Consider the following 23,534-nt stretch of genomic DNA (forward strand, 5'->3'; position numbering starts at 1 on the left):
GGCACAATACCCTGTACTTATGACACTCAAGAGGTGGGTTAGCGAGAGTTTTCCCACCTTGTTTTTATTACGTTAGCAGTTGTAGTGTACTTTCACTTTCGTATAAATTAGATATAAACATAGGTACAAGTATGGATAATAAGCAATCTGACGATCAATCAAATGATTCATCCAATGAGCCAAACAAAAAAAATAGCCAAAACAACACTAATAACCTTTTCGACTTTAAAAGTTTTGGTCAAAATTATCTCAATCAGTTGAACCAACTTCAGCAACTAAGCCAATCTTCCTTCAATCAATCTAGTCAAAATCCAAATCCTTTCGAAACAAATATGAAGCTATGGCAAGATTCAATGAAGCATTTTAGTCACTTCATGATGCCAAATGTTACTGAAAATTCTGCTGCCTCTCAATCAAACCAACAACCCAATCAACAGTCCAGCCAACACACTGAGCAAACCCGACCTAACCAGAGCACTAATAACGCCATGGGTGATTTGAATGAATTGACCCAAAAGCTTTTCGGCCAAATTTTCAAGCAAGGCAATCAAGATAGCCATATAAGCCAATCTCTCATGCTTAACCTTGTAGACGGCTGGAAAAACTTCACTACTGGCGTGACAGATAAAAGCCCTACTGTGTTAGTTGAACAACAATTAAACCTGTGGCAACAACAATTACAGCTGTATCAAAACACTCTAATGAAAGCAGCAGGAAATCAAACAAAGCCAATCATCAGCCCAGCAAAAGGCGATAAACGCTTTACAGATGAAGACTGGTCAGACAACCCTATTTTTGACTTTCTAAAACAAAGCTATCTACTAACGTTTGACGGCATAATGGACTCCATTGATACCACAGATGGTATTGATGAAAAAACCCGCCAGCGTTTATCTTTTTTTACTCGTCAGTGGTTGAATGCAGTTGCTCCAAGTAACTTTTTATGGAGTAATCCTGAAGTATTGCGACTGACAAAAGAGTCGGGGGGACAAAACCTGGTAAGGGGACTTGAGCAGCTAACAGAAGATATGGAAAAAAGCTCCAAAATGCTGAGTATTCGTATGACTGATGATGATGCTTTTCGGCTCGGTGAAAACATTGCTATAACACCAGGTAAGGTAGTATTCCGCAATCGTATGTTTGAGTTAATTGAGTATCATCCAACGGTAGCTAAAGTAAGTAAACGTCCTTTATTAATTGTACCGCCATGGATTAATAAGTTTTATATCATGGACTTAAAAGAGGAAAATTCATATATCCGCTGGGCGTTAAACGAAGGGCATAGTGTATTTGTTATCTCATGGGTCAACCCAACTCGCGCCTATAAAGATGTCAGTATGGAAACCTATATGCATGAAGGTTTGCTGACTGCTTTAGATGTCGTTAAAGAGATTACTGGTGAGCCAGATGCCAATGTCATCGGTTATTGCATCGGTGGTATGTTGCTATCTTTGACTCTATCTTGGTTAACTGAAAACAAGCAGGCAGATCGTATTGCCAGTGCTACGTTTTGGGCCACGATATTTGATTTTAGTGATCCTGGAGATTTAGGCGTATTTATTGATGAACGTACTGTTTGTGCTGTGGAACAAGAAGGAAATCGTCAAGGTGTGTTTGATGGACGCATGATGGGCGCTGCCTTTAGTCTATTACGTGAAAACAGCCTTTATTGGAATTACTATGTGCAAAACTACCTAAAAGGTGAGCGCCCGATACCTTTTGATCTCTTGTATTGGAACTCTGATTGCACCAATGTAACCGCTGCACTGCACAGCTTTGTACTACGTGAGCTGTACCTAGATAATAAGATGATTGCAAAAGGCAAGCTGGAATTTGCCGGTGTGAAGATTGACTTGTCAAAAGTGACCACTCCAACCTATGTCGTGGCGACATTGCAAGATCATATCGCCAAATGGAAAGGGAGCTACCAGTCTACACAGGTACTTGGCAGTGATGTTACATTTGTACTCGGTGAGTCAGGACACATCGCTGGTATCATCAACCCACCAACGGGTAAATATGGCTTTTATACTCATGACGAGTATGTTGCGGATCCTGATGAATGGTATGCCAAAGCAGAAAAACAGGATAGGAGCTGGTGGTTGCATTGGGGAGAATGGATCAAGACGCATACTGTAGACAAAATAGATAGCAGACAACCTGGTATAGATCACACCGGCAAAGAATGGCAGGTGCTGTGTGACGCTCCAGGAGAGTATGTACATGTCAGAGTAGATGAAGCTTTACGTGCGGTTAGTATCTAGATCGTGTTATCCGCTTTGACTGATAGTTAGCAGTTCTAAAGAACTATACCTTCTTATTAAGACAAGAAGGCTAAAAAATAATCACATGTATAAAATTTATGAAAAAACAATCCCCTTAAATTAAGTTTGGAACACACCATGTCAGCTATAATTGAAAAAAATATTGAAAATCCAAACAAGGCCGAAGTTTGGTTAAGTCGCAATAACCCGCATTATAGAGCGACAGATTCGATACCAAACTTTCAGGAAATGCTAAAACATCAGTTTCATAAAAATGAAAGTATCATAGATGAATATAACCTGCAAAATCACTATAGGACAGATAGTACTGGTTTGATAATAGAGGTTGCTTCAAGGCATTTAGAACAAAATCATCAACAGATCCAAGAAAATGCACAGACACTGAAAGAAGATACTAATGCTGTTATGGAAAGTTGGAAAAAGGTTTCTACGCCAGACAAACTGTGGAAAGAATGGTTAAGCTACAGTACCGACAGTAGCAAACGCCTGTTACAAACGGTTGACGTTCTTAAGGAACGTGGTGATATTTTTCTTGAGCATGAAAGAGCCGGTTGTCCACCGGTCTTAGATTATGACTATAAAGTAATCATGGATGCAGCCGAGTTTGAACGCCCCTGTAACTATGTCTTGCTAAGCATAGTACCACCTGCAGGAATTATCACTGACGACACTAATCGCCCTTATATTATTATCGACCCTAGAGCTGGGCATGGTGCTGGGATTGGTGGCTTTAAACATGAAAGTCAAGTCGGTGTCGCACTCAATCAAGGTCACCCCGTCTACTTTGTAGCATTTAAGCGCCTACCAGAGCCAACACAAACCATTGCTGATATTACTTATGCAGAAGGTAAGTTCGTTCGTGAGGTAGAGAAAAGACACCCAAATGCAGAATCACCAGTAATCGTTGGTAACTGTCAGGGTGGCTGGGCAGCCCTCATTTTAGCGGCAACCAACTCAGATATTAAAGGTCCTATTGTTTTGAATGGTGCGCCTATCTCAGCTTGGAGCGGAGAGGTTGGTATCAACCCAATGCGTTATAAAGCAGGGGTTAACGGTGGAAGTTGGCTATCCATGCTTAGTGCTGATATGAATAATGGTGTATTCGATGGGGCTGCGTTGGTAGACAACTTTGAGCAAATGACTCCTTATCGAAACTATGTAGGAAAATATTACGATTTGTATAAAAACCCAGAGGCTAACCGTAAGCGTTTTCTTGATTTTGAGCGCTGGTGGGGTGGTTTCTTCTTAATGAATGAAGCGGAAATCAAATGGATTGTAGAAAATATCTTTATTGGTAATCGCCTTGCTCGTAATACAGGGCAGCTAGAACAAGGGGTGAATATTGATCTGCGTAATGTCAAAGCACCAATTATAGCTTTTGCCTCGCGCGGTGATGATATTACCCCACCCCAACAGGCATTATCATGGATTTTGGATGCTTATAGTGATGAAAAAGACGTTGAGGTATGTGGTCAACGCATCATCTATATGATTCATGAACAAGTGGGTCATTTGGGTATCTTTGTAAGCTCAAAAATAGCCAATCATGAGCATACAGGTATCGCTTCGATTATGGATATGATTGAAGTGTTACCACCAGGTTTGTATGAAATGAGCATTGATCATTTTGAGGGGCATGGAAAAGAAAAAACTTTCTCAGTTGATTTGTGTCGCCGTACTTTTTCAGATTTGAGCAAAGCGATAGGTGAAAACCGCAATGACGAAGAGTCATTTAAAGCGGTACATCGTCATTCTATGGCTCAAACTCAAGCTTATGAGAAGAATTTGCGTCCATTAGTTAAAGCGATGAGTAATGAGACTTCTGCTCAATTGTTACGTACTATGCACCCATTAAGACTACAAAGAAGTGTATGGAGTAGCAAAAATCCGCTAGCCTTAGCAGCTAGTAATCTAAGTCAAGTGGTCACTAGTACTATTGACAAAAACCAAAGTGAAGACTTCGTTCCTGCGCAAAGAGCTCAGGAGTCGCATAATGCTTCTGGCGCCTATGCAAGAGTCAGGCTACCAGCCATTGAGTCTATGCAGCAAGACAATCTTTTCTTGCAAATAGAAAAAATGTTTATGGATAGTACTAGAATGACACTCGACTTCTGGCGAGATTTACAAGGTAGGTATACAGAGAGCCTATTCTTTGGAATTTGGTCAATGCCTTGGCTTCGTCAATATGGCGAACCAGTAGGCTCACGCCGCCTTATGAATAAAGAGTCATTGCATGAATTACCAAAGGTAGATGAGGCACTTGCCAAAGTCGCTGAAGGTGATTTTAATGAGGCGGTTGTGCGGATGATGATTTTGAGTAATATTATCGCCGATAATAATATAGACCGTGATCAACTTGTGCGTTTAACTGAAGTGCTCACTGAACAAGAACCGTTTGCTCATCTGTCAAAAGCTGATCTAGCGGCTATGATACATACTCAGACACTTATCGTTCGTTTTGCTGAAGAACAATCTATCGAGTCACTTAGTACTTTGCTCAAAACCAAACCTAAACGCGTTGACGCTTTCAAGTTAGCTCTTTATGTTGTTGGTAATAAGTTAGAAGATCGAAACTCTGCTACCTTATCCATAATGGAGAGTATTAAAACGGTGCTAAATTTAACTGATGCTGATATCAAATAGCAATTCTGTTTTGAGTAAGCTAACACGAATATAAACTTTCGAGTTTAAGCAAGTTTCGCCTCAAGCATTAGATTGCTTGAGGTTTTTTTGTGTCTGCTTATTTTTTATGCGCCTTTGATTAAAAGCACGCTCATTTTTTCTGTTAGCCCTATCTACTATTGATCATTCGTCGGATCAAAATATATCGCCTATTCTTCATGTTAGGTTTTATACTGGTTTTAAGGTGGCGGATAGAACCGCTTATCCTTCTCTTTTGAGCTGTGTTAACCTGCAAATTTTATATAATTTATATCATAGGAATGAAAAACAACATGGACTATAACCACATACCTAGAGAGCCATTAGGCTTCTTCCCAACCCCGTTAATTGAGCTGAAAAGATTGAGTGGAGCCCTTGGCGGTCCCAAAATTTATATGAAAAGAGATGACAATACGGGACTGGCATTAGGGGGCAATAAGACTCGCAAGCTTGAATTCATCATCGGTGATGCGCTTGCCAAAGGCGCTGATACGATTATTACCGCAGGTGCGATACAGTCAAACCATTGTCGTCAAACGGCAGCGGCGGCGGCAAGCTTAGGACTGGAATGTCATTTGGTCTTAGGTGGGGAAGAGCCTGAATTGGCAAGTGGCAATCTGTTACTAGATAAGCTATTCGGTTGCCATATCCATTGGGCAGGCGCCAATCGCAAAGGCGAAGATATCCCTAGCATTGTTGAGCAATTAAATGGGCAAGGCAAAAAAGTCTATGTGGTGCCATATGGCGGCTCAAGCGAGCGAGGTGCGTTAGCCTTTGTAGAGGCTTTTAAAGAGCTAGAGTCGCAGCGTCAAAGCATGGGCATATCCTTTACTCATATTGTATTTGCGTCGAGCTCTGGCGGCACACAAGCAGGTTTAATGCTTGGCAACAAAATTTTTAACTCCCCTTATCAAATCATGGGCATCAATATTGATAAGGGCGAAACGGATAAAGTCTCTTTTGATCAATATACACTGGCGCTTGCTAATAGCACGGCAAAATTAATCAATACGGATTATGGATTTACCGCGTCAGATTTAATTCTTAACTCTGATTACGTTGGCGAAGGCTATGGTGTGGTGGGGGCATTAGAAAATGAAGCCATTGCCATGACTGCCCAAATGGAAGGGATATTGGTAGATCCTGTTTATACCGGTCGCGCGATGGGTGGGCTAATAGACATGATTCGCACGGGGAAAATCAAGGAAACCGACAGTGTTTTGTTTTGGCATACTGGCGGTGCGCCGGCCTTATTTGCTTATGCCAATGATTTGGAACTGGCTAAAAAAACCAGTAATCTAGAAGCTTGATGTCTTAAATTAGAGACTTGATTCGTTATGAATTACACGTTTATGGGCGTTGATTGAGCCGACTGACACTAGCAATCAGCGCTACCATGATGACGCCCATAATAATGAGAATCCCCGACATCATGTGCGCTGCTTCATAATTTAGCGCCTCCACTTGCTCATAGATAGCAATAGAGACCACCTTCGTTTCACCTGAGATACTGCCACCTATCATGAGTACCACCCCAAACTCGCCAATCGTATGGGCAAAGCTGATTAAACTGCCCAGAATAATCCCAATGCGTGCCTGTGGCAGTGCGACTTTTATAAAGCGTTTGAGACGGCTGGGCTCTAATAAGTGTGCCACTTCCATGACACTTTGTGGAATGCGTAAAAACTGCGCGTAAACGGGCTGAATATAGAAGGGTAAGGAGTAGATAATAGAGCCTATTACCAGTCCTTCAAAGGTAAAAACCAAGGGGCTGATATTATGCTCGATAAGCCATTTACCAATACCGACGCTGGGGCTAAATAGTAACAATAAATAAAAGCCAATGACGGTAGGCGGCAAAACGAGTGGCATGGCAATGATGCCCATCAGCAGCACTTTAAGACGAGACACAGCTTGCCCACGACTGGGTTTGGCGAGCCAATATGCCACAGGAGTGGCAAACAGGAGCAAGCACAAGGTGGTGATACCAGCAAGCTTAATACTTACCCAAACGGGGCTTAGCATGTCTGATATCAGAGATTGAGCAATCATAGCGTCACTTATCAACGGGTTTAATCCATGCTACTCGTTTCATTTAATCTCACCGTCTACTTGATGGCTTTATTTAGGTATTGTGAGATGAGGGCAAGGGTCTATCAATCGACAGCGAGATAGCCTGCAGCAGAAAAGTACTGTTGTCCAGCAGGTGAGCGCAGATAGTCCGAAAAATCTGTCGCAGCAGCGGTGCTACTCAGTACCAGCCCATCTTGTAAAATAGGCGGATAAGACTCTGGTGCTAACGTATAAAACTGCTCAGGTGTGGCTTTCATCGCCGTCAGCTGTGATTGCGCGACAAAGCCATAATCGACATTGCCAGTATGCGCATACTGAAACGCTTGTCCTATATTTTCAGCTTGTATAATACGTTTTTGCTCAGTGAGAGCGTCATAGATATTTTGCGTTTGTAAATAGACTTGTGCTGACTTGCCATAAGGGGCGAGTTCTGGATTGGCAATGGTGATTTTGCTGTCAGACTCATTCATTAATAATTCGTTTAAGGTAGCAGCATTTAGCCCTTGTAAAGATTTAGTAGTGCTATACAGCGCCAGTTGACCTTGGGTATAAGTAAACGGCTGATGGATTGTTTTGTCGGCAGAATTTATTTTTCCTAGTTTTTCTTTGGCAAGCTTAGCAGGGAATTCTTGATTGGCGGATAAGAATATATCGTAAGGTGCGCCGGAGGTAATCTGCGCATATAGCTTACCTGAAGAAGCATACGTCACCTCAATCTCTTGAGCGGGCAAGCTCTTATCCTTTTTATAACCGGCAATAATCTCAGGCAGGACATCAGATAAATTAGCAGCAGCAGCGATACGCAGTGTTTGACTCTGCTCAGTAGTGTTGTCGGCGTCCGCTTGAACAGGCTGAGTCATTTGCTCTTTGCTACAAGCAGTTAGCGTTAATGCTAAGTAAGCTGAGGTCATGGTTATTATTTTAATCATTATTATTCAACCTTGTTATTCGTGCTAATCATCAAACCCAATGTTAGCCATTATTACTGAGCCATTTAGAGGAGTCATCTTGGTAATATTCTTGCTTCCAAACTGGAATATCGGCTTTAATGGTATCTAATATCCAGCGGCAGGCATCAAAGGCAGGATAGCGATGCGCAGAGACCACGCCAACCCACACCGCCACATCACCAATCTCTAAAGCGCCGATACGATGGATGGCAATTGCATGGGTAATCTCGAAACGTTTCTTGGCTTCTTCAATAATGGCGCGACCTTGATTAATAGCGAGATCTTCATAACCGTAATAAGTTAAGCGATTGACGCTACTGTTATTATTATGGTTGCGAACACGTCCCTCAAAGCATACGAATGCCCCGCAGCTATCATTATCAAGAGTTTTTCTAAGTCGATTTTCATCGATATCGATATCTAAAAGTGCAAAACCATCACGTTCAGCGATTAGATAAGCCTCATCGATGCTGCGCTTAATGCTCATCGACTGGCCATGTACCGTATCTGTCATAACTATTTTCTCTGTTTATTATTTTAAGATTATTAGTGATATAAATAAATATTTGGAGGGTTTTAACCGCCAGCGACCGGCGTGATAAAAACCACACTATCACCGTCATAAATCTCATCTGTCCACTTAGCGAAATAGTCGTTTACTGCCACCCGCAGCTCTGATTGCGGACGGCTAAAGCGATGTTTTTGGCGCAACTGTGCATACAGTTCAGTTAATGAAGTTGACTGTGGCACCTTGATTTTTTCTTCATGGCAATTGGCTTCATCAGCCAAGCTGGCAAAGTATAAGACATTAATACTCATCGTGGCATCAGTATTGCCGTCGATTAAAGTGCTCATAGAAGTCTCCATTATTGATTCATTACTAAGCTTTTTGTATATGGCGTTAATGAGGCTGATTTACCCATGCTGATAGTCTGACTTACCGCCAGTTTTTTTCAGTAGATGAATATTATCAATCACAATGTCATGCGAGATAGCTTTGGTCATATCATAAATAGTTAGGCAGGCGACACTGACGGCGGTCAACGCCTCCATTTCTACCCCAGTTTTATGAGTTACTTTGACAGTTGCGGTCACAGTGATACTGTTTTGGTTGTCATCGTATACAAAGGTTAAGGCAATTTTATCTAAAGGCAGGGGATGACAAAGTGGAATCAAGTCGTGGGTACGTTTGGCTGCCATGATGCCGGCGATATGAGCAGTTTGAGTAATGCTGCCTTTTTTGGTCATGCCATTAGCGGCTTTGATTTGCTCATAAATGTCTTCAGGAAAAACAACTTGTCCGGCTGCATGGGCTTCTCTGATGCTAGCTATTTTGCCACTCACATCGACCATAGTGATATCACCGTCGCTATCTAAATGCGATAGGACAGATTGATTATTTTTTTTATTGTCGTTATTCATTTTCATGTCTCTTAAATGACTGGTTTCTCTCAACCAAAGTTTTTATAAGTCGTCCAAAGCTAAACAAGCACGTGCAAAATCTTTAGGCGTATTAAAATTGGTTAAATCTTGCCATGCTTTTGCAAAAGGTACAGGCTGCACAATCGGTTTAATAAACTTCATCACTTGTCGCTGTCCATTATCAATATAATGCTTTAACTCAGGCTCAATACTTAAACGATAAACGGCTAATAATGGATATAAATGACTGTCATCGGTCAGGCAAGTAACGGACTTATCTGTAGCTTGAGCCATATAAGGTTGCAGTTTTTGCCATAAATTAGTGACAGGAATCAAGCTATCACAGCTAATAACCAGAAGCCAAGAGGATCGTATGTCTGGCATTTCGGTTAGTTCAGGCGCATTTGCTAATATCTTCAATGACTGCAGCGCTGATTCAATGGCTACCAACGCACCGCCTGTTTCAATTTGTTTATTATCATTACTAGAAAGATAATCAGTAATATAAAAAATTGATGACTGCGGGTTTTTTTCGATCAAATCGTGATTGACTGTAAAGTTACGCCCATTATCCGCAATCATGATAGGTATATTACTCATCATCACTGTGCTTAATTCAAGCGCTTGTCTAACATGATAGTCAAGCAAGCGCTCACCTGTGGGCAGTATAAGCTCGGCTTTTGGCGTTCCCATACGTTTGGATGCGCCGCCTGCCAAGATAACGATACCGGCTAAGCGGTTCAATCTATCTACTTCGATTAAGCTATCTGCAACTTCAACCATGAATCAATCATGACCTGGGTTGGTGCGCATAAAGTGCGGCACAAAATTACAAGGACGCGTGCGGCTATCGAGCTGCTCTTGTAAGATGCCTTCCCAAGCAGTGCGGCAAGCACCTGATGAGCCAGGTAAGCAGAAAATACCGGTGCTATTTGCCATGCCAGCCACGGCGCGAGATTGGATGGTAGACATACCGATATCGTCTTTTGAGATTAAGCGGAACATCTCACCAAAACCATCAATCGATTTATCAAATAATACGCCGACCGCCTCTGGCATACTGTCGCGAATATAAAAACCAGTACCGCCAGTGGTGATAATAGCGTGCACATTAGGGTCGGCAATCCAACCGCTGATAACGGCTCTGATTTTATAAATATCATCAATAATCAGCTGGCGATCGGCAAGTTGGTGACCTGCTGCGGTCAGTTGGTCGACCAAATACTGCCCTGAAGTATCTTCTGCAAGAGTACGACTGTCAGAAACCGTTAAGATGGCGATATTAAGCGGGGTAAAGGGTGCTTGCAGCTTACTCATGAATGTTCCTTAATAAATATCATGCTTTATTTTCTTAAATTATTATTAATAGATTGATAGTTCTAACCACCAATCATTGATAAATTATTCATCATGCCGCTATTGGACTCATGAAGATGATGATGTTCAGGTTTAATTGGCATAAAGCTATGGAGGGTATTAACAAGCCCTGCAACATCATCTTGTTCGAGATAGTGACGAATATCGTAGTTACCTTGGTCAAACAAGCACAAATGCACCTTGCCTTGACTGCTAACCCGCAGACGATTGCAGCTGTCACAAAAATGAGCGGCATAAGGGGCAATCATACCGATACGCCCTTGATAATCTGGATGGCTATATTCTATCGCTGGGCCATCGTTGCTGCCACGTATATGAGTTTGCCAGCCGTTTTTTAATAAGTAATTGGTAATAATATCGGACTGTGCATGCTGCGCAAAAAATAAGCCACTGTTATCACTGGTCTGCATAAATTCAATGAATCGATAAGTAACGGCTCTGTCTTTGATGTATTCGATGGCATTCATCAGATTTTCAAAGGCCGTTTCTGCCATTAGAATACTGTTTATTTTCAGCTTAATATCTGTGGTCGCAAGTAAGGTATCCATATCAGCCAAGAGCTGCGGCAACATATCGAAGCCAGTCATCTTATGAAAAGTAGCAGCATTAAAGCTATCCATACTGATATTGAGCTGATTAAGCCCAGCAGTTTGCCAATTTGCTAAGTACTTGCCAAGTTTATAACCATTACTGGTCATGGCAACCGTTTCAATACCCTCGGTATTTTTGATGGTTTTAATAATCTCTACCACATCACGGCGTATTGAGGGTTCACCGCCGGTAATCCGTACTTTTTTGGTGCCTACTTCAGCGAATCCGCGGATTAACGTGGCAATTTCAGTGACACTCAGCTCATTTTGGGGTGGTTTTCCTTGATAGCCATTTGGCAGGCAATACTCGCAGCGAAAATTACAGAAATCGGTAATAGATAGACGCAAATAAGTAAGACGTCGTGCGAAACCATCTGTCAATGATTGAGAGAGCGCAGTCGGTGAAGACGTCGATGAGACAGCGACTTTCGATGATGAGTCACCATCAAAAATAGCGGGTGCAGCGGCAGGCGAATACAATTGCGCATTGCCTACGGTGGGGGCAAGATGGTTCATAGATGATTACCATTAATATTAAGTATAGTGTGTACTTTTAGGCGTTGCCTCAGGTTATGAGTGGAAAATTCTATTTAGGTATGATTATGACAGCTTGCAAGCAAATCACAATTAACCATAAGTGACCTAAAAACTACTACCAAAGTAGTAGCTGCCACTTGATAGTAGTGCATCAGTTTCTCATGATTCATGGTATAAAGAATGATTAACTGTGTAACTCTTTATACCGTTGATTAGCCATGCAGCTTTTTAGCTATACAGTTGTCAATGAATCAATTATTTAGCTGTTATTTAGCAATGTAACCAAGGGAAGGGCTGTACGGTTACTGTTTCGCCAGCAGCTACATTGCCAGAATCTTGTGCCAAAACAATAAAGCAATTGGCGTGGCTAAGCTGTTTAATACGGTGTGATTGTTGCTTGCTAAAGCTTTCAACTTCAAATTCGCCAGCTCTCTTCTGCGACAAAATTCCTCTTTGAAAATCCATCCGTCCCGCTGATTTTTTGATATCGTTTTTAAGGGTGGCAGTTAGGCTGAGCTGCATGGGTCGCTCTTGTGGCGCAGCCCCTGCCATTTGCCACAAAGCTGGAATGACAAATTGCAAGCTGCCAACCACGGTCGATAGCGGATTACCGGGTAAGCCAAAATATAGTACCGGCTTGGTAAGGTCTTTAGTCAGCTCACCAAAGACAAACGGCTTTCCGGGTTTCATCGCGACTTTATAATGGTTAATCTGCCCAAGCTGCTCAATGACGGTGGTCAAGAAATCATAGTCGCCAACCGATACGCCCGCAGTAGAGATAAGTACGTCACACTCTTGCATGGCTTGAGTTACGGCAGCGGTAGTTTTGTCTAAATCATCAGCAATGATGCCATAATCTCGAATAGTTACGGGCAAGTCAGAGAGCAAGCTTTTTAAAGTGGGGGTGTTTGAGTTATAGATTTGCGCCAAGCTGGTCAGCTCATTACCTATCGCCACCAATTCATCGCCGGTTGCGAGTACCCCAACGATTAAAGGCTGATATACCTTTACTTTATCAAAACCCAAATTCGCCAGCAGGCTGATATCACTAGGATTTAAGCGTTTACCTTTTAATAAAACCGCTTCGCCAGTTTCAATTTCTTCGCCTTGCTTACGGATATTATCATCATGCTTAGCGTCTTGACTGAGGGTGATGGCATAAGGCTGTGATTTATCAATACTGTCTTTTATGGCGGCAAAATTGGTGTTCTCTTGCATGATGACCGTATCGCAGCTATCAGGAACGACCGCACCGGTAAATATACGCACCCCTTGTCCTGCTGTGATGTCGCCACTATAAGGGCTACCCGCTTGTGATTCACCGACGATATCAATCGTGCCGTCTGCTGAGAGTATGCTGTCTTTAGCAATCGCATAACCATCCATCGCCGATAGATTTTGCCTTGGTATCGCAAAAGGCGAGACAATATCTTCTGCCAATATATGATTACGGCTGTCTAATAAGTCGTAGCACGCGACTGCTCTTTTATTGAGCGGATAGTCGTTGGTATTATAAGTTTCTATACGCTGCTGTATTTCAAAGATTAGCCCTGCAACCGTAATCATAAACGTTTACTCATTTTATTAAAATTGAACTGTATTATTAATATGAAACTGCATATAGGTATAAAGGATAGGTTATATGCTAACAACCTTTATACTATTGCAGCTACTTTATAACATAAGAGTTAAGCGACTGACAGCGGATTGATTAGCCGCGGAAAATATTCTCTTGCTCAAGCGTCATGTCGATACCTTCGATTTCAGCTTCGTTCGCTAAAGTAAATAAGTAGTCGCATAATGACTGGTGAAACGCCTGCTGGCTCAGCTTATTGTGGATAGCAGGGCTAACTTGCTCATAAGTCATCTGTATGCCAGGTTCTTTATTGAGCACATCAACGATATGAAAACCGTAACGGCTCTCGATAGGGCTTGGGGCAAGTCCTGCGTCTAATTTAAATAACGCACCTTCGAATTCTTGTACGGTTTGCCCTTTGCTAATAACGCCCAGCTCGCCACCTTGCTCTTTTGAAGGGCAAGCTGAATGCTGGCGTGCTAATTGAATAAACTCGGCGTCAGGATTAGTATTGTTTTTGATTTGTTCAATTAATTCGTAAGCGGTCTTTTTAAGCTTTAAGCGCTCATCGCCATCTTCAGGCAGGCATGCCAATAAAATATGGTGTACGGTCATAATAGGATCGGTCTTAAAATCAGTGATGTTTTGATTATAATAACGCTCACAAGTTGCCATATCTGGCATCGTCGCTTCAACGTTTTTGTCTATCAGGCTCGAGATGGCTTGCTCTTCGTCTTTTTCCCATGCTGCTTCACCAAGGCTTGGCTCATCTAAAACTGCCAATCTAAGTAATTCACGCACAACCAGCGCTTGTGTCGCTAAATATACTGCATCTTCTTTGTTTTCCGCTGGATGATACTGCAGTTCTTGGGCGATATTGGTTCTATCTATCATCACGCCATTAACCGTCACTGAAGGCAGCTCATCACGGCTAGAGGCAATCAGGTTCTTATGGTTGCTGCGTTCTTCTGCCATCGCTTTTTCGATAAACTCTTGATCAGAATGTGGTTTTTGTAAATCCGTCAAGGTTGGCATCAGATGCACGATATCATCACCATGGCTATGGTTGTGCTCATGGCTATGATCGTGGCTGTGGTCATGGCCACAATTATGACCGCTGTGTGTGTTATCAGCACCAGTATGGGCATGAGCGGCATGGTCAATATGAGTGTCACTACTAACGTTATTATTTACATGGTTATTTACGCTATTAGTCGTCGTGTGGTCGGCTGGATTGTAGGTACTGACAGTCATGGCTTTTGCTCCACTAAGGGTTCTGGTAATAGGAATTTTAAAATACAGTCAATCTTAAACTACGGTTGATATGAGTATGACGATTAAAAATATTTGTGCTAAAGCTACTTGCGTTACAAATTATTTATACTAAAAACTATTTGCATTAAAGATAAAGAGTATGAAAGCGAAATAAAAAAATAGAGCCGCCTTTAAATGATGTTACTGCTAATGAAGCATTTAAAGGTGGCTCTATGGCTGTTGCTAAGTGACTTTACACTATCTTTAACCAAGTATTGAGCGCATTTTCTATCTTACTCAATGCTTAGTTAGACTGATAATATTAAGCCAGCTCTAGGCTCATCTTCGGACCAAATGGTTCGTAATGAACGCTATCAACGCCATGGTCAAGAGTCATTAAGCCGTCGATGATGCTTTCCATAAACATCATAGAGCCACAGACATAAATATCGGCAGGCTTCGGTAAATTGGCAAGCCACGCCTCATCTAAAATTTGCCCAGAGTCAAAGTAGAAGATGTGCTTTTCTACATTTTCGGCAGTGGCAAGCAACTCATTAACTTTGCTGTCAAAGGCATGATGTTCTTTATTCTGACAGGCATAAACCCAAACGATAGGGCGTAGCGGGTTGGCAGTTACTTGCGCCTCTAACATCGATAGAATTGGGGTGACACCGACACCTGCACTGACCAATACCAATGGGATCTCGTTTTGTTGTACCAAGTCTTGGTTGAGCTCAAAATCACCGGCAGGGGCAGATAATAAAATCGTATCGCCAACGTCTAAGTGATCATGTAAGTAGTTTGACACTAAACCATTATATTCATTGCGGTTGTCACGTCTAACGGCAAACTGAATGCCTTTGTCGCTATGTGCTGAATATAAAGAATAGTGACGTAGAGCAATATGCTCGCTGTCTGTTGGATCAGTTTTAACGGTGATGTATTGACCGGCAGACAGTTTAAGCTTGTTTAAATCAATATCATCGTTTGCAGGAACGACGGTAAAGGCTGCAATGTCAGTCGCTGCTTCTGATTTTTCGGTAATCGTAAACGGCGCAAAACCTTCCCACATCTCTTGCTCGTACATGCCTTTTTCTAACTGAATAAAGACATCGGCAATTTCATCATAAGCTTCTGTCCAAGCATCGATGATGTCATCGTTTGCTGCTTCACCGAGAACTTCTTTGATAGCACCCAATAAATGATGACCAACGATAGGATAGTGCTCAGGCAAAATTTGCAAAGCACGATGCTTATGGCTGATTTGGGTAACTTGCGGCAATAGTGTCGCTAAGTTTTCCAAATGCTTGGCTGCTGCCAAAACGGTCATAGCCAGTGCAGTTTGCTGACGGCCTAATTTTTGATTGGTTTCGTTAAAAATGTCTAGCAGTTCAGGATGTTCGTTGAACATGTTTTTATAAAATACGGTAGTAATCGCTGTCCCATGTTCTTCGAGCACAGGTACGGTTGCTTTCACGATTTCTAATGTTTGTGGTGACGCCATGATAGATCCTTTAGTGATATTTCACATTGATAAGTTTAGGGATTGAAGTTCTTTTTAAGAACCTGACAACCATTATTAGACGTTATAAAAAGCGCTGGGATTGAGCCTGTAATCATCTAATAATTAAGCGACTGCCATAAGATTCATTAAAAATGAATCTTATGGTATCGTAACTTTATCTAAACATCAATGCTGTATCGCTATTGTGCTTATTTCTATTGGCAACGTTTCTATTGCGAACGTTTCTCTCTGACAATCTGATAACGGCGACCGAAATACCAGACTGGCGCGCTTATAATATGAATAAGGCGTGTGAATGGGAATATTGCAATCAGGGTGATACCAAGCGCCATATGCAGCTGATAAATCAAGTCAGTTTGCTCGATACGCGCCGCTGCCTGCCAAGGTCTTAAGATAGTGATATCTTGTGCCCAGCCTGCCAAATTCATCATGGTGTAGCCATCTAAATGCTTCACTGAGGTAAAGATGGAAATGAGACCTAAGTTAAGCTGAATAAATAATAGTACCAGTACCAATTTGTCCGAGAATGATGAAGTGTTTGAGATGCGGTCATCAGTAAAGCGCCGCCATATCAGCATTGCCAAACCAAACCAACAAAATACCCCCGCGATACCACCGACAACCACCGCTAAAATTTGCTTATGGCCGGCACTGATAAAGCGGTCATAAAGAAAATGCGGCGTCAACATGCCAAATAAATGCCCAAGCAATACCACGATAATACCGACGTGAAATAAGTTGCTGGCAATGCGCATGTTTTTGGTTCTGAGCATTTGCGTCGAACCAGATTTCCATGAATACTGAGATAAATCAAAACGTACCCAAGTACCAATGACAGCGATGGTTAATGCCACGTACGGATAAACGCCAAAAAGGAAAATTTGCAGCCAACTGAGGTTGGCTAAAGACTGTACACTAGGATCTGCAATATTCATGTCCTTTCTCCCTATTATGGTTTAACCGGCTGGTTGGTTTTAAAGTCTACCCAGTGCACAGGGGCATCGACAGCATTTGGATTGGCTCTAACACCCGCTTTTGCAGCAAGGTTTTGGGTGCTCGTTTGAGAGGGGCAGCGCTCTTCTTGCTGCGCATCCAAAAACGTCACCACTTCCTCTTCCCATTCTTTATCTAAGGCCTCAAAGCTGTCATCAGGCTTTTCTTTGCTGATTTTTTCTTGATACTCTTCGACTATGTCTAAAGGCTTTCCAGCAATCTGCAATAGTGCATTAAAGCAGCCTTTATACATACTGCCGCGGTGCTCAAGTCTGGCAGCGAGCAAGGCAATAATATGGCTGACATCGGCGATATCCATACGAATCTGAATATCATCGTCGATAACCGTCGCTTGATACGCTAAAAACTCTAGATATAAAGGCAGATAATCAGGCAGCTCTTTAACGCTAATTTCAAAGCCAGCTTCTTGATATTGACCCATCAAATCGACCATGGCTTGACCACGGTCGCGCGACTCGCCATGCACGTGTTCAAACAACCACAGCGATAAAGAACGACCGCGCTCAAACAGACCGTCATAGCGTGCTTGCGCTTCAAGAGAGCCGGTATCGATTAAATCTTCAATCAAGTCAATGATTTGCGCACGTACTTCTGGGCTGATGATGGTTGATCTCGCAACAATCTCTGTGCAATCAGCCAACGTATCGCCTAAAAACAGCTCATTGCTTGGATAATCGATAAGTAAGCTTAGGACTTTGAGTATTTTTAAGTCTGAAGCGCCAATCATCGGCGTCTCAATAATGTCATTTACTGAACTGCTGGTATGAACTTGAGTAGTTTGCATCTTATGACTCCCACTTTTGGACAGTATCGATGAAATCGCGGCGATTGGCTTTACGTTGTCCAAACATACTGTTGTCAGAATGTCCTGAACAGCCCTCGCCAAAGGTAAATCCGCAACCATTACGTTCAGCAAAAGCGTCACTTAACGCCTCTTCACGATGCGCCGTTGGAATCACAAAGCGGTCTTCGTAGTTGGCAATGGCCAAGTAGCGATACATCTCTTCAACTTGTAGCTTGGTTAAGCCAACATCATCTAAAATGCTTTGCACTTCTTGTTTTTCGACCAATTGCATACGTTTGTAGCTACGCATCGCAAGCAGACGTTTTAGCGCCAAACGTACCGGCTCTTCATCACCAGCGGTCAAGAGGTTGGCTAAATAACGTAGCGGAATACGTAGGCTGTCGACATCTGGAATCAGACCGTCCATACCAACTTTGCCCGCTTCAGCCGCGTTTTGAATCGGTGATAATGGTGGTACATACCAAACCATTGGTAGCGTGCGGTATTCAGGATGTAGAGGTAGCGCAAGCTTCCAGTCTACGGCAAGCTTATAGACTGGTGAGCGCTGCGCAGAATCAATCACTGACTGCGGCACACCGTCTTTTAATGCTTGAGCAATAACTACAGGGTCATTAGGATCCAAGAATAAATCCAATTGCGCTGGATAAATGTCTTTTTCATTAGGCGTACTAGCCGCTTCAGCGATTTTGTCAGCGTCATATAGTAAGACGCCTAAGTAGCGAATCCGACCAACACAAGTTTCCGAACAAACCGTTGGCAAGCCAGCTTCAATGCGTGGATAGCAGAAGATACATTTTTCAGATTTGCCGGACTTCCAGTTGTAGTAAATCTTTTTATACGGGCAGCCTGAGATACACATGCGCCAGCCGCGACATTTTTCCTGATCAATTAGGACAATACCGTCTTCTTCACGCTTGTAGATCGCACCACTAGGACAAGCCGCTACGCAAGTTGGGTTCAAGCAATGCTCACACAGACGCGGCAAATACATCATAAAAGTATTTTCGTACTCTCCGTAGATATCCGCTTGAATATTGTCGAAGTTTTTATCTTTACGACGTTTTTCAAACTCCGTCCCAAGAATTTCTTCCCAGTTAGGACCCCATTCAATCTTTTGCATACGCTTGCCAGTGATGGCTGAACGCGGACGGGCGATAGGCTGATGGTTGCTTATCGGTGCGGTATGCAGATGCTGATAATCGAAATCATACGGTTCGTAATAATCATCAATCTCTGGCAAATCCGGGTTGGCAAAGATGTTTGCCAATACTCTAAATTTACCACCGATGCGCGGATTGATGGTGCCATTGGCATTACGTATCCAGCCACCTTTCCATTTGGTTTGGTTTTCCCACTCTTTGGGATAGCCAATACCGGGCTTTGACTCAACGTTGTTAAACCACGCATATTCCATACCTTCACGGCTGGTCCAGACGTTTTTACAGGTGACTGAGCAGGTGTGACAACCGATACATTTATCAAGGTTAAGCACCATGCCGACTTGCGAACGAATTTTCATGGATCTGTGCTCCAAATATTAGTAGAAAAAGCAGCCTTTATTCTTCATTGTGGTCGTTTTAAAAGATTTCGTTTCAAAAGCTATTGTTTAAAAAATAAATTCTAAAACGACCTATTCTCAATAGAAGAAAATGCTTTAATCCTCAATGGTGGTTGGTAATGGACGCGGTAATTCGTTATCCGGTTTGTCTTCTAACCAATCAATTTTTGACATTTTACGAATTACGACAAACTCATCACGGTTACAACCCACGGTGCCATAGTAGTTAAAGCCATAAGATTGTTGGGCATAACTACCAATCATATGTGTCGGTTTCAAGATAGTACGAGTCATTGAGTTATGAATACCGCCACGCGTACCGGTCTGCTCAGAACCTGGGATATTGACCAGTTTTTCTTGAGCGTGATACATCATGGTCATGCCTTCTTTGACACGCTGACTGACGATGGCACGAGCGGTAAGGGCGCCGTTAGCATTGAATAATTCAATCCAATCGTTATCGACGATACCTGCTTTTGCCGCATCGACTTCTGACATCCAAACACAAGGTCCACCGCGGCTTAGGGTCAACATCAGCAAGTTTTCAGAGTAGGTACTGTGGATGCCCCATTTTTGGTGCGGTGTTAAGAAGTTCAGTACAATCTCTTTATTGCCATTTGGTTTGGCGTCTTTGAGCAGCTCAGTGGTCTTGGTATCAATCGGTGGACGATACTGTTGCATTTGCTCACCAAACGCCTGCATCCAAGGATGGTCTTGATAAAACTGCTGACGACCAGTCAGGGTGCGCCAAGGAATCAGCTCATGAACGTTGGTATAACCGGCGTTATAACTGACCTGATCCGACTCAATCCCTGACCACGTCGGGCTTGAGATAATCTTGCGCGGCTGGGCAACGATATCTTTAAAGCGGATTTTTTCATGTTCGCTAGATTTGGCAAGATGGGTATGGTCGCGACCGGTGAACTCAGAGAGTGCCGCCCAACCTTTTACCGCCACATGACCATTGGTTTCAGGCGCGAGCATCAAAATCATCTCAGAAGCATTGATAGCGGTGTTAAGACTTGGTCTGCCTTCAGAAATACCCGGCTCAGTCACACGGTGGTTTAAATCACCGAGCTGTTTGACTTCGGTTTTCATATCCCAATTTAAGCCTTTTGAGCCGTTGCCTAGTTTTTCTAGGGCAGGACCCATAGAAGTAAACTTCTTGTAAGTATTTGGATAATCACGCTCAACCACCATAATCATCGGACAGTTCTTACCCGGTACTGGTTTTTCGCCAGCCGTTTTCCAGTCAGTACCGCCAAATGGCTGTGCTAATTCACCCGGGGTGTCATGTTGCATTGGCAAGGTGACGACATCGGTCTCAACCCCTAAATGACCTTTTGAGACTTCAGAGAAGCTCTTGGCAATGCCTTTATAAATTTCCCAATCCGTTTTAGATTCCCATGCAGGGTCGGTCGCTGCAGTAAGTGGGTGGATAAACGGATGCATGTCTGAGGTATTCATGTCATCTTTTTCGTACCATGTGGCAGTTGGTAGCACGATGTCAGAATACAGGCAGGTCGACGACATACGGAAGTCTAGAGTGACAACTAAGTCCAATTTACCGGTAGGACCTTTTTCTACCCAATCGACTTCTTTTGGTTGCAGATGACCCTCGGCGTTTTCTTCATTGAGCAAACCGTTTTTGGTACCCAAGAAATACTTGAGCATATATTCATGGCCTTTACCTGATGAGCCCAATAAGTTTGAGCGCCAGATAAACATGTTGCGCGGGAAGTTGGCTGGATTATCAGGAGATTCACAAGCAAAGCGTAAGCTGCCATCTTCGAGAGAGTCGACGACATATTCTTCTATATCTTTGCCGCTTTCTTTGGCTTTGGCCGCGATGGTCAATGGGTTACGGTTTAATTGTGGCGCTGAAGGCAACCAGCCTGCACGCTCTGCTTGAATATTGTAATCAAGCATATGCTCTGGAAAGAATTTTTTATTGACAAGTGGCGATAGTATTTCATGGGCAGAAATGGTTTCATGACGCCACTGTGAGCTGTGCGTATAGAAGAAACTCGTACCCGCCATATGACGTGGTGGACGATGCCAATCAAGGGCAAATGCTAATGGCAACCAGCCGGTCTGTGGACGTAGTTTTTCTTGACCAACATAATGCGCCCAGCCGCCGCCAGATTTACCGATACAGCCACAAAGCATCAGCATGTTAATCACGCCGCGATAGTTCATATCGAGGTGATACCAATGGTTCATACCCGCGCCGATGATAATCATCGATTTACCATGGGTTTTATGAGCATTTTCAGCAAATTCACGTGCGACTTGGATAACGCGCTCACGGCTAAGACCCGTGATGACTTCTTGCCAAGCAGGGGTACCCGGTACAGTCTCGTCATTGTAATCATCGGTGACGTGTTCACCGCCAACACCATTATCAACACCAAGGTTGGCAACGGTTAAATCAAACACAGTAGCGACAATCGCTGTGGTACCATCGGCAAGAGTAATGGTTTTGCAAGGGACAGTTTTTTGCTGTATCGCTTCGCCCGGTACCGAGGTAAAGTGTGGGTGTGATACATGACCAAAGTAATCAAAGCCGACTTTGCAAGTTTCATTGCTATCTTTTAACGTCAGTGTTAGGTCAATATCTGCGCCTGTGGTGCCGCTTTTTTGCTCAAGATTCCATTTGCCTTTTTCGCCCCAGCGATAACCGATAGAACCGAGTGGAGAGACCAGCTCGCCATCACTATTTAAACCGATGGTTTTCCATTCTGGGTTGTTTTCTTGACCTAAATTATCGATTAAGTCAGAAGCGCGTAGATAGCGACCAGCATGGCGTGCGCCTTCTTCACCTTCTATCATGACCAGTACGGGTAAGTCGGTATAACGCTTGGCGTAATCTAAGAAGTAATCGCTTGGCTGCTTAAGATAAAATTCTTTGATAATGACATGGCAAAATGCTTGCGCGACTGCCGCATCAGTACCCTGTTTTGGATTTAACCACAAGTCAGTAAGTTTAGAGACTTCTGCATAGTCAGGGGTGATAGAGACGGTTTTGGTGCCTTTATAACGCACTTCGGTAAAGAAATGCGCATCAGGGGTACGCGTTTGCGGAACGTTTGAGCCCCAGGCAATAATATAGTCAGAGTTGTACCAATCGGCTGATTCTGGTACGTCAGTCTGCTCGCCCCAAACCATTGGCGATGCTGGTGGTAAATCGCAATACCAGTCGTAGAATGATAAGCAAACACCACCAATCAGCGATAAATAACGACTACCAGAGGCGTAACTGACCATCGACATAGCAGGAATCGGAGAGAAACCAACAATACGGTCAGGACCAAAAGTTTTGGCGGTATAGACGTTACTGGCAGCGATGATTTCATTGACTTCCGCCCACGTTGAGCGGATAAAACCACCCAAGCCGCGCTTAGATTTGTACTGTTCTGCTTTGATAGGGTCTTGGACAATACTGCCCCACGCATCGACTGGATCAGGATACTGAGCCTTGGCTTCACGCCATAATTTTAGTAGCGGTTTACGAACTTTAGGATATTTAACACGGTTGGCTGAGTACATATACCAGCTATAGCTTGCACCACGCGGACAGCCACGTGGTTCGTGGTTTGGCAGGTCTGGACGGGTTTCAGGATAGTCGGTTTGCTGCGTCTCCCACGTCACCAAGCCGTTTTTAACGTAAATCTTCCACGAGCAAGAACCGGTACAGTTGACACCATGCGTTGAGCGCACAACTTTGTCATACTGCCAACGGCTACGATATACGTTTTCCCAATCACGAGCTTCATCACGCGTCTCGCCATGCCCATCGGAAAATTCGCCCTGTTTACGTTTAAAAAAACGGAATTGGTCGAGTAAATGGCTCATTTCGCTATCCTCTGTTTTATTGCCTATGGTGTATCTAGAGCTGAGTGCAGAA

The 23,534-nt window shown here is 43.1% G+C and carries 18 protein-coding genes; 3 read left to right on the forward strand and 15 right to left on the reverse strand.

Going from position 1 to position 23,534, the window contains the following annotated elements:
• Positions 1 to 131 precede the first annotated feature (131 nt).
• From phaC to FQ084_RS02195, 3 genes are all read left to right on the forward strand, one after another.
• Entirely contained in the window at positions 132 to 2,264 is a 2,133-nt protein-coding gene (gene phaC / locus FQ084_RS02185) for a class I poly(R)-hydroxyalkanoic acid synthase (RefSeq protein WP_149488991.1), read from the forward strand.
• Positions 2,265 to 2,402: 138 nt separating this feature from the next.
• Positions 2,403 to 4,928, forward strand: coding sequence for a DUF3141 domain-containing protein (locus FQ084_RS02190; RefSeq protein ID WP_149488992.1), 2,526 nt, complete (start codon positions 2,403 to 2,405; stop codon positions 4,926 to 4,928).
• 311 nt (positions 4,929 to 5,239) lie between these two features.
• Complete coding sequence (locus FQ084_RS02195) at positions 5,240 to 6,256, forward strand: D-cysteine desulfhydrase family protein (RefSeq protein WP_149488993.1); 1,017 nt, start codon at positions 5,240 to 5,242, stop codon at positions 6,254 to 6,256.
• A gap of 40 nt (positions 6,257 to 6,296) precedes the next feature.
• Here FQ084_RS02195 and modB read toward each other — a convergent pair whose 3' ends face one another.
• From modB to FQ084_RS02270, 15 genes are all read right to left on the reverse strand, one after another.
• Positions 6,297 to 6,998: a molybdate ABC transporter permease subunit gene (gene modB, locus FQ084_RS02200; protein WP_149488994.1), complete on the reverse strand. Its 702-nt coding sequence runs from the start codon at positions 6,996 to 6,998 to the stop codon at positions 6,297 to 6,299.
• Positions 6,999 to 7,102: 104 nt separating this feature from the next.
• Positions 7,103 to 7,948, reverse strand: a complete 846-nt coding sequence (gene modA / locus FQ084_RS02205; protein ID WP_149488995.1) for a molybdate ABC transporter substrate-binding protein — start codon at positions 7,946 to 7,948, stop codon at positions 7,103 to 7,105.
• A 43-nt stretch (positions 7,949 to 7,991) separates the two neighbouring features.
• Entirely contained in the window at positions 7,992 to 8,483 is a 492-nt protein-coding gene (locus FQ084_RS02210) for a molybdenum cofactor biosynthesis protein MoaE (RefSeq protein ID WP_149488996.1), read from the reverse strand.
• A 62-nt stretch (positions 8,484 to 8,545) separates the two neighbouring features.
• Positions 8,546 to 8,824 carry a MoaD/ThiS family protein gene (locus FQ084_RS02215; protein WP_149488997.1) on the reverse strand — a complete coding sequence of 93 codons (279 nt, stop codon included), beginning with the start codon at positions 8,822 to 8,824 and terminating at the stop codon, positions 8,546 to 8,548.
• Positions 8,825 to 8,884: 60 nt separating this feature from the next.
• Positions 8,885 to 9,391, reverse strand: a complete 507-nt coding sequence (gene moaC / locus FQ084_RS02220; protein ID WP_149488998.1) for a cyclic pyranopterin monophosphate synthase MoaC — start codon at positions 9,389 to 9,391, stop codon at positions 8,885 to 8,887.
• A 42-nt stretch (positions 9,392 to 9,433) separates the two neighbouring features.
• Positions 9,434 to 10,174 (reverse strand): molybdenum cofactor guanylyltransferase, encoded by a 741-nt coding sequence (locus tag FQ084_RS02225; protein ID WP_149488999.1) that lies wholly within the window; start codon positions 10,172 to 10,174, stop codon positions 9,434 to 9,436.
• 3 nt (positions 10,175 to 10,177) lie between these two features.
• Positions 10,178 to 10,708: a molybdenum cofactor biosynthesis protein B gene (gene moaB / locus FQ084_RS02230; protein ID WP_149489000.1), complete on the reverse strand. Its 531-nt coding sequence runs from the start codon at positions 10,706 to 10,708 to the stop codon at positions 10,178 to 10,180.
• Positions 10,709 to 10,770: 62 nt separating this feature from the next.
• Positions 10,771 to 11,874, reverse strand: a complete 1,104-nt coding sequence (gene moaA, locus FQ084_RS02235; protein ID WP_149489001.1) for a GTP 3',8-cyclase MoaA — start codon at positions 11,872 to 11,874, stop codon at positions 10,771 to 10,773.
• Positions 11,875 to 12,165: 291 nt separating this feature from the next.
• Entirely contained in the window at positions 12,166 to 13,461 is a 1,296-nt protein-coding gene (glp, locus tag FQ084_RS02240; protein WP_149489002.1) for a gephyrin-like molybdotransferase Glp, read from the reverse strand.
• A gap of 145 nt (positions 13,462 to 13,606) precedes the next feature.
• A complete protein-coding gene (locus FQ084_RS02245) occupies positions 13,607 to 14,725 on the reverse strand; it encodes a peptidylprolyl isomerase (protein ID WP_149489003.1) in 1,119 nt (372 codons plus the stop codon).
• A gap of 322 nt (positions 14,726 to 15,047) precedes the next feature.
• Entirely contained in the window at positions 15,048 to 16,229 is a 1,182-nt protein-coding gene (locus FQ084_RS02250) for a globin domain-containing protein (protein ID WP_149489004.1), read from the reverse strand.
• 230 nt (positions 16,230 to 16,459) lie between these two features.
• Positions 16,460 to 17,185 carry a respiratory nitrate reductase subunit gamma gene (gene narI, locus FQ084_RS02255; RefSeq protein ID WP_149489005.1) on the reverse strand — a complete coding sequence of 242 codons (726 nt, stop codon included), beginning with the start codon at positions 17,183 to 17,185 and terminating at the stop codon, positions 16,460 to 16,462.
• Positions 17,186 to 17,199: 14 nt separating this feature from the next.
• Positions 17,200 to 17,991: a nitrate reductase molybdenum cofactor assembly chaperone gene (gene narJ / locus FQ084_RS02260; protein ID WP_149489572.1), complete on the reverse strand. Its 792-nt coding sequence runs from the start codon at positions 17,989 to 17,991 to the stop codon at positions 17,200 to 17,202.
• Between the two features lie 58 nt (positions 17,992 to 18,049).
• Positions 18,050 to 19,588 (reverse strand): nitrate reductase subunit beta, encoded by a 1,539-nt coding sequence (gene narH, locus FQ084_RS02265; RefSeq protein WP_149489006.1) that lies wholly within the window; start codon positions 19,586 to 19,588, stop codon positions 18,050 to 18,052.
• Positions 19,589 to 19,723: 135 nt separating this feature from the next.
• Positions 19,724 to 23,482 (reverse strand): nitrate reductase subunit alpha, encoded by a 3,759-nt coding sequence (locus tag FQ084_RS02270; protein WP_149489007.1) that lies wholly within the window; start codon positions 23,480 to 23,482, stop codon positions 19,724 to 19,726.
• Between the last annotated feature and the right edge of the window lie 52 nt (positions 23,483 to 23,534).

The organism is Psychrobacter sp. ANT_WB68, from assembly GCF_008369115.1.
In the GTDB taxonomy this organism is placed as follows: Bacteria; Pseudomonadota; Gammaproteobacteria; order Pseudomonadales; family Moraxellaceae; genus Psychrobacter.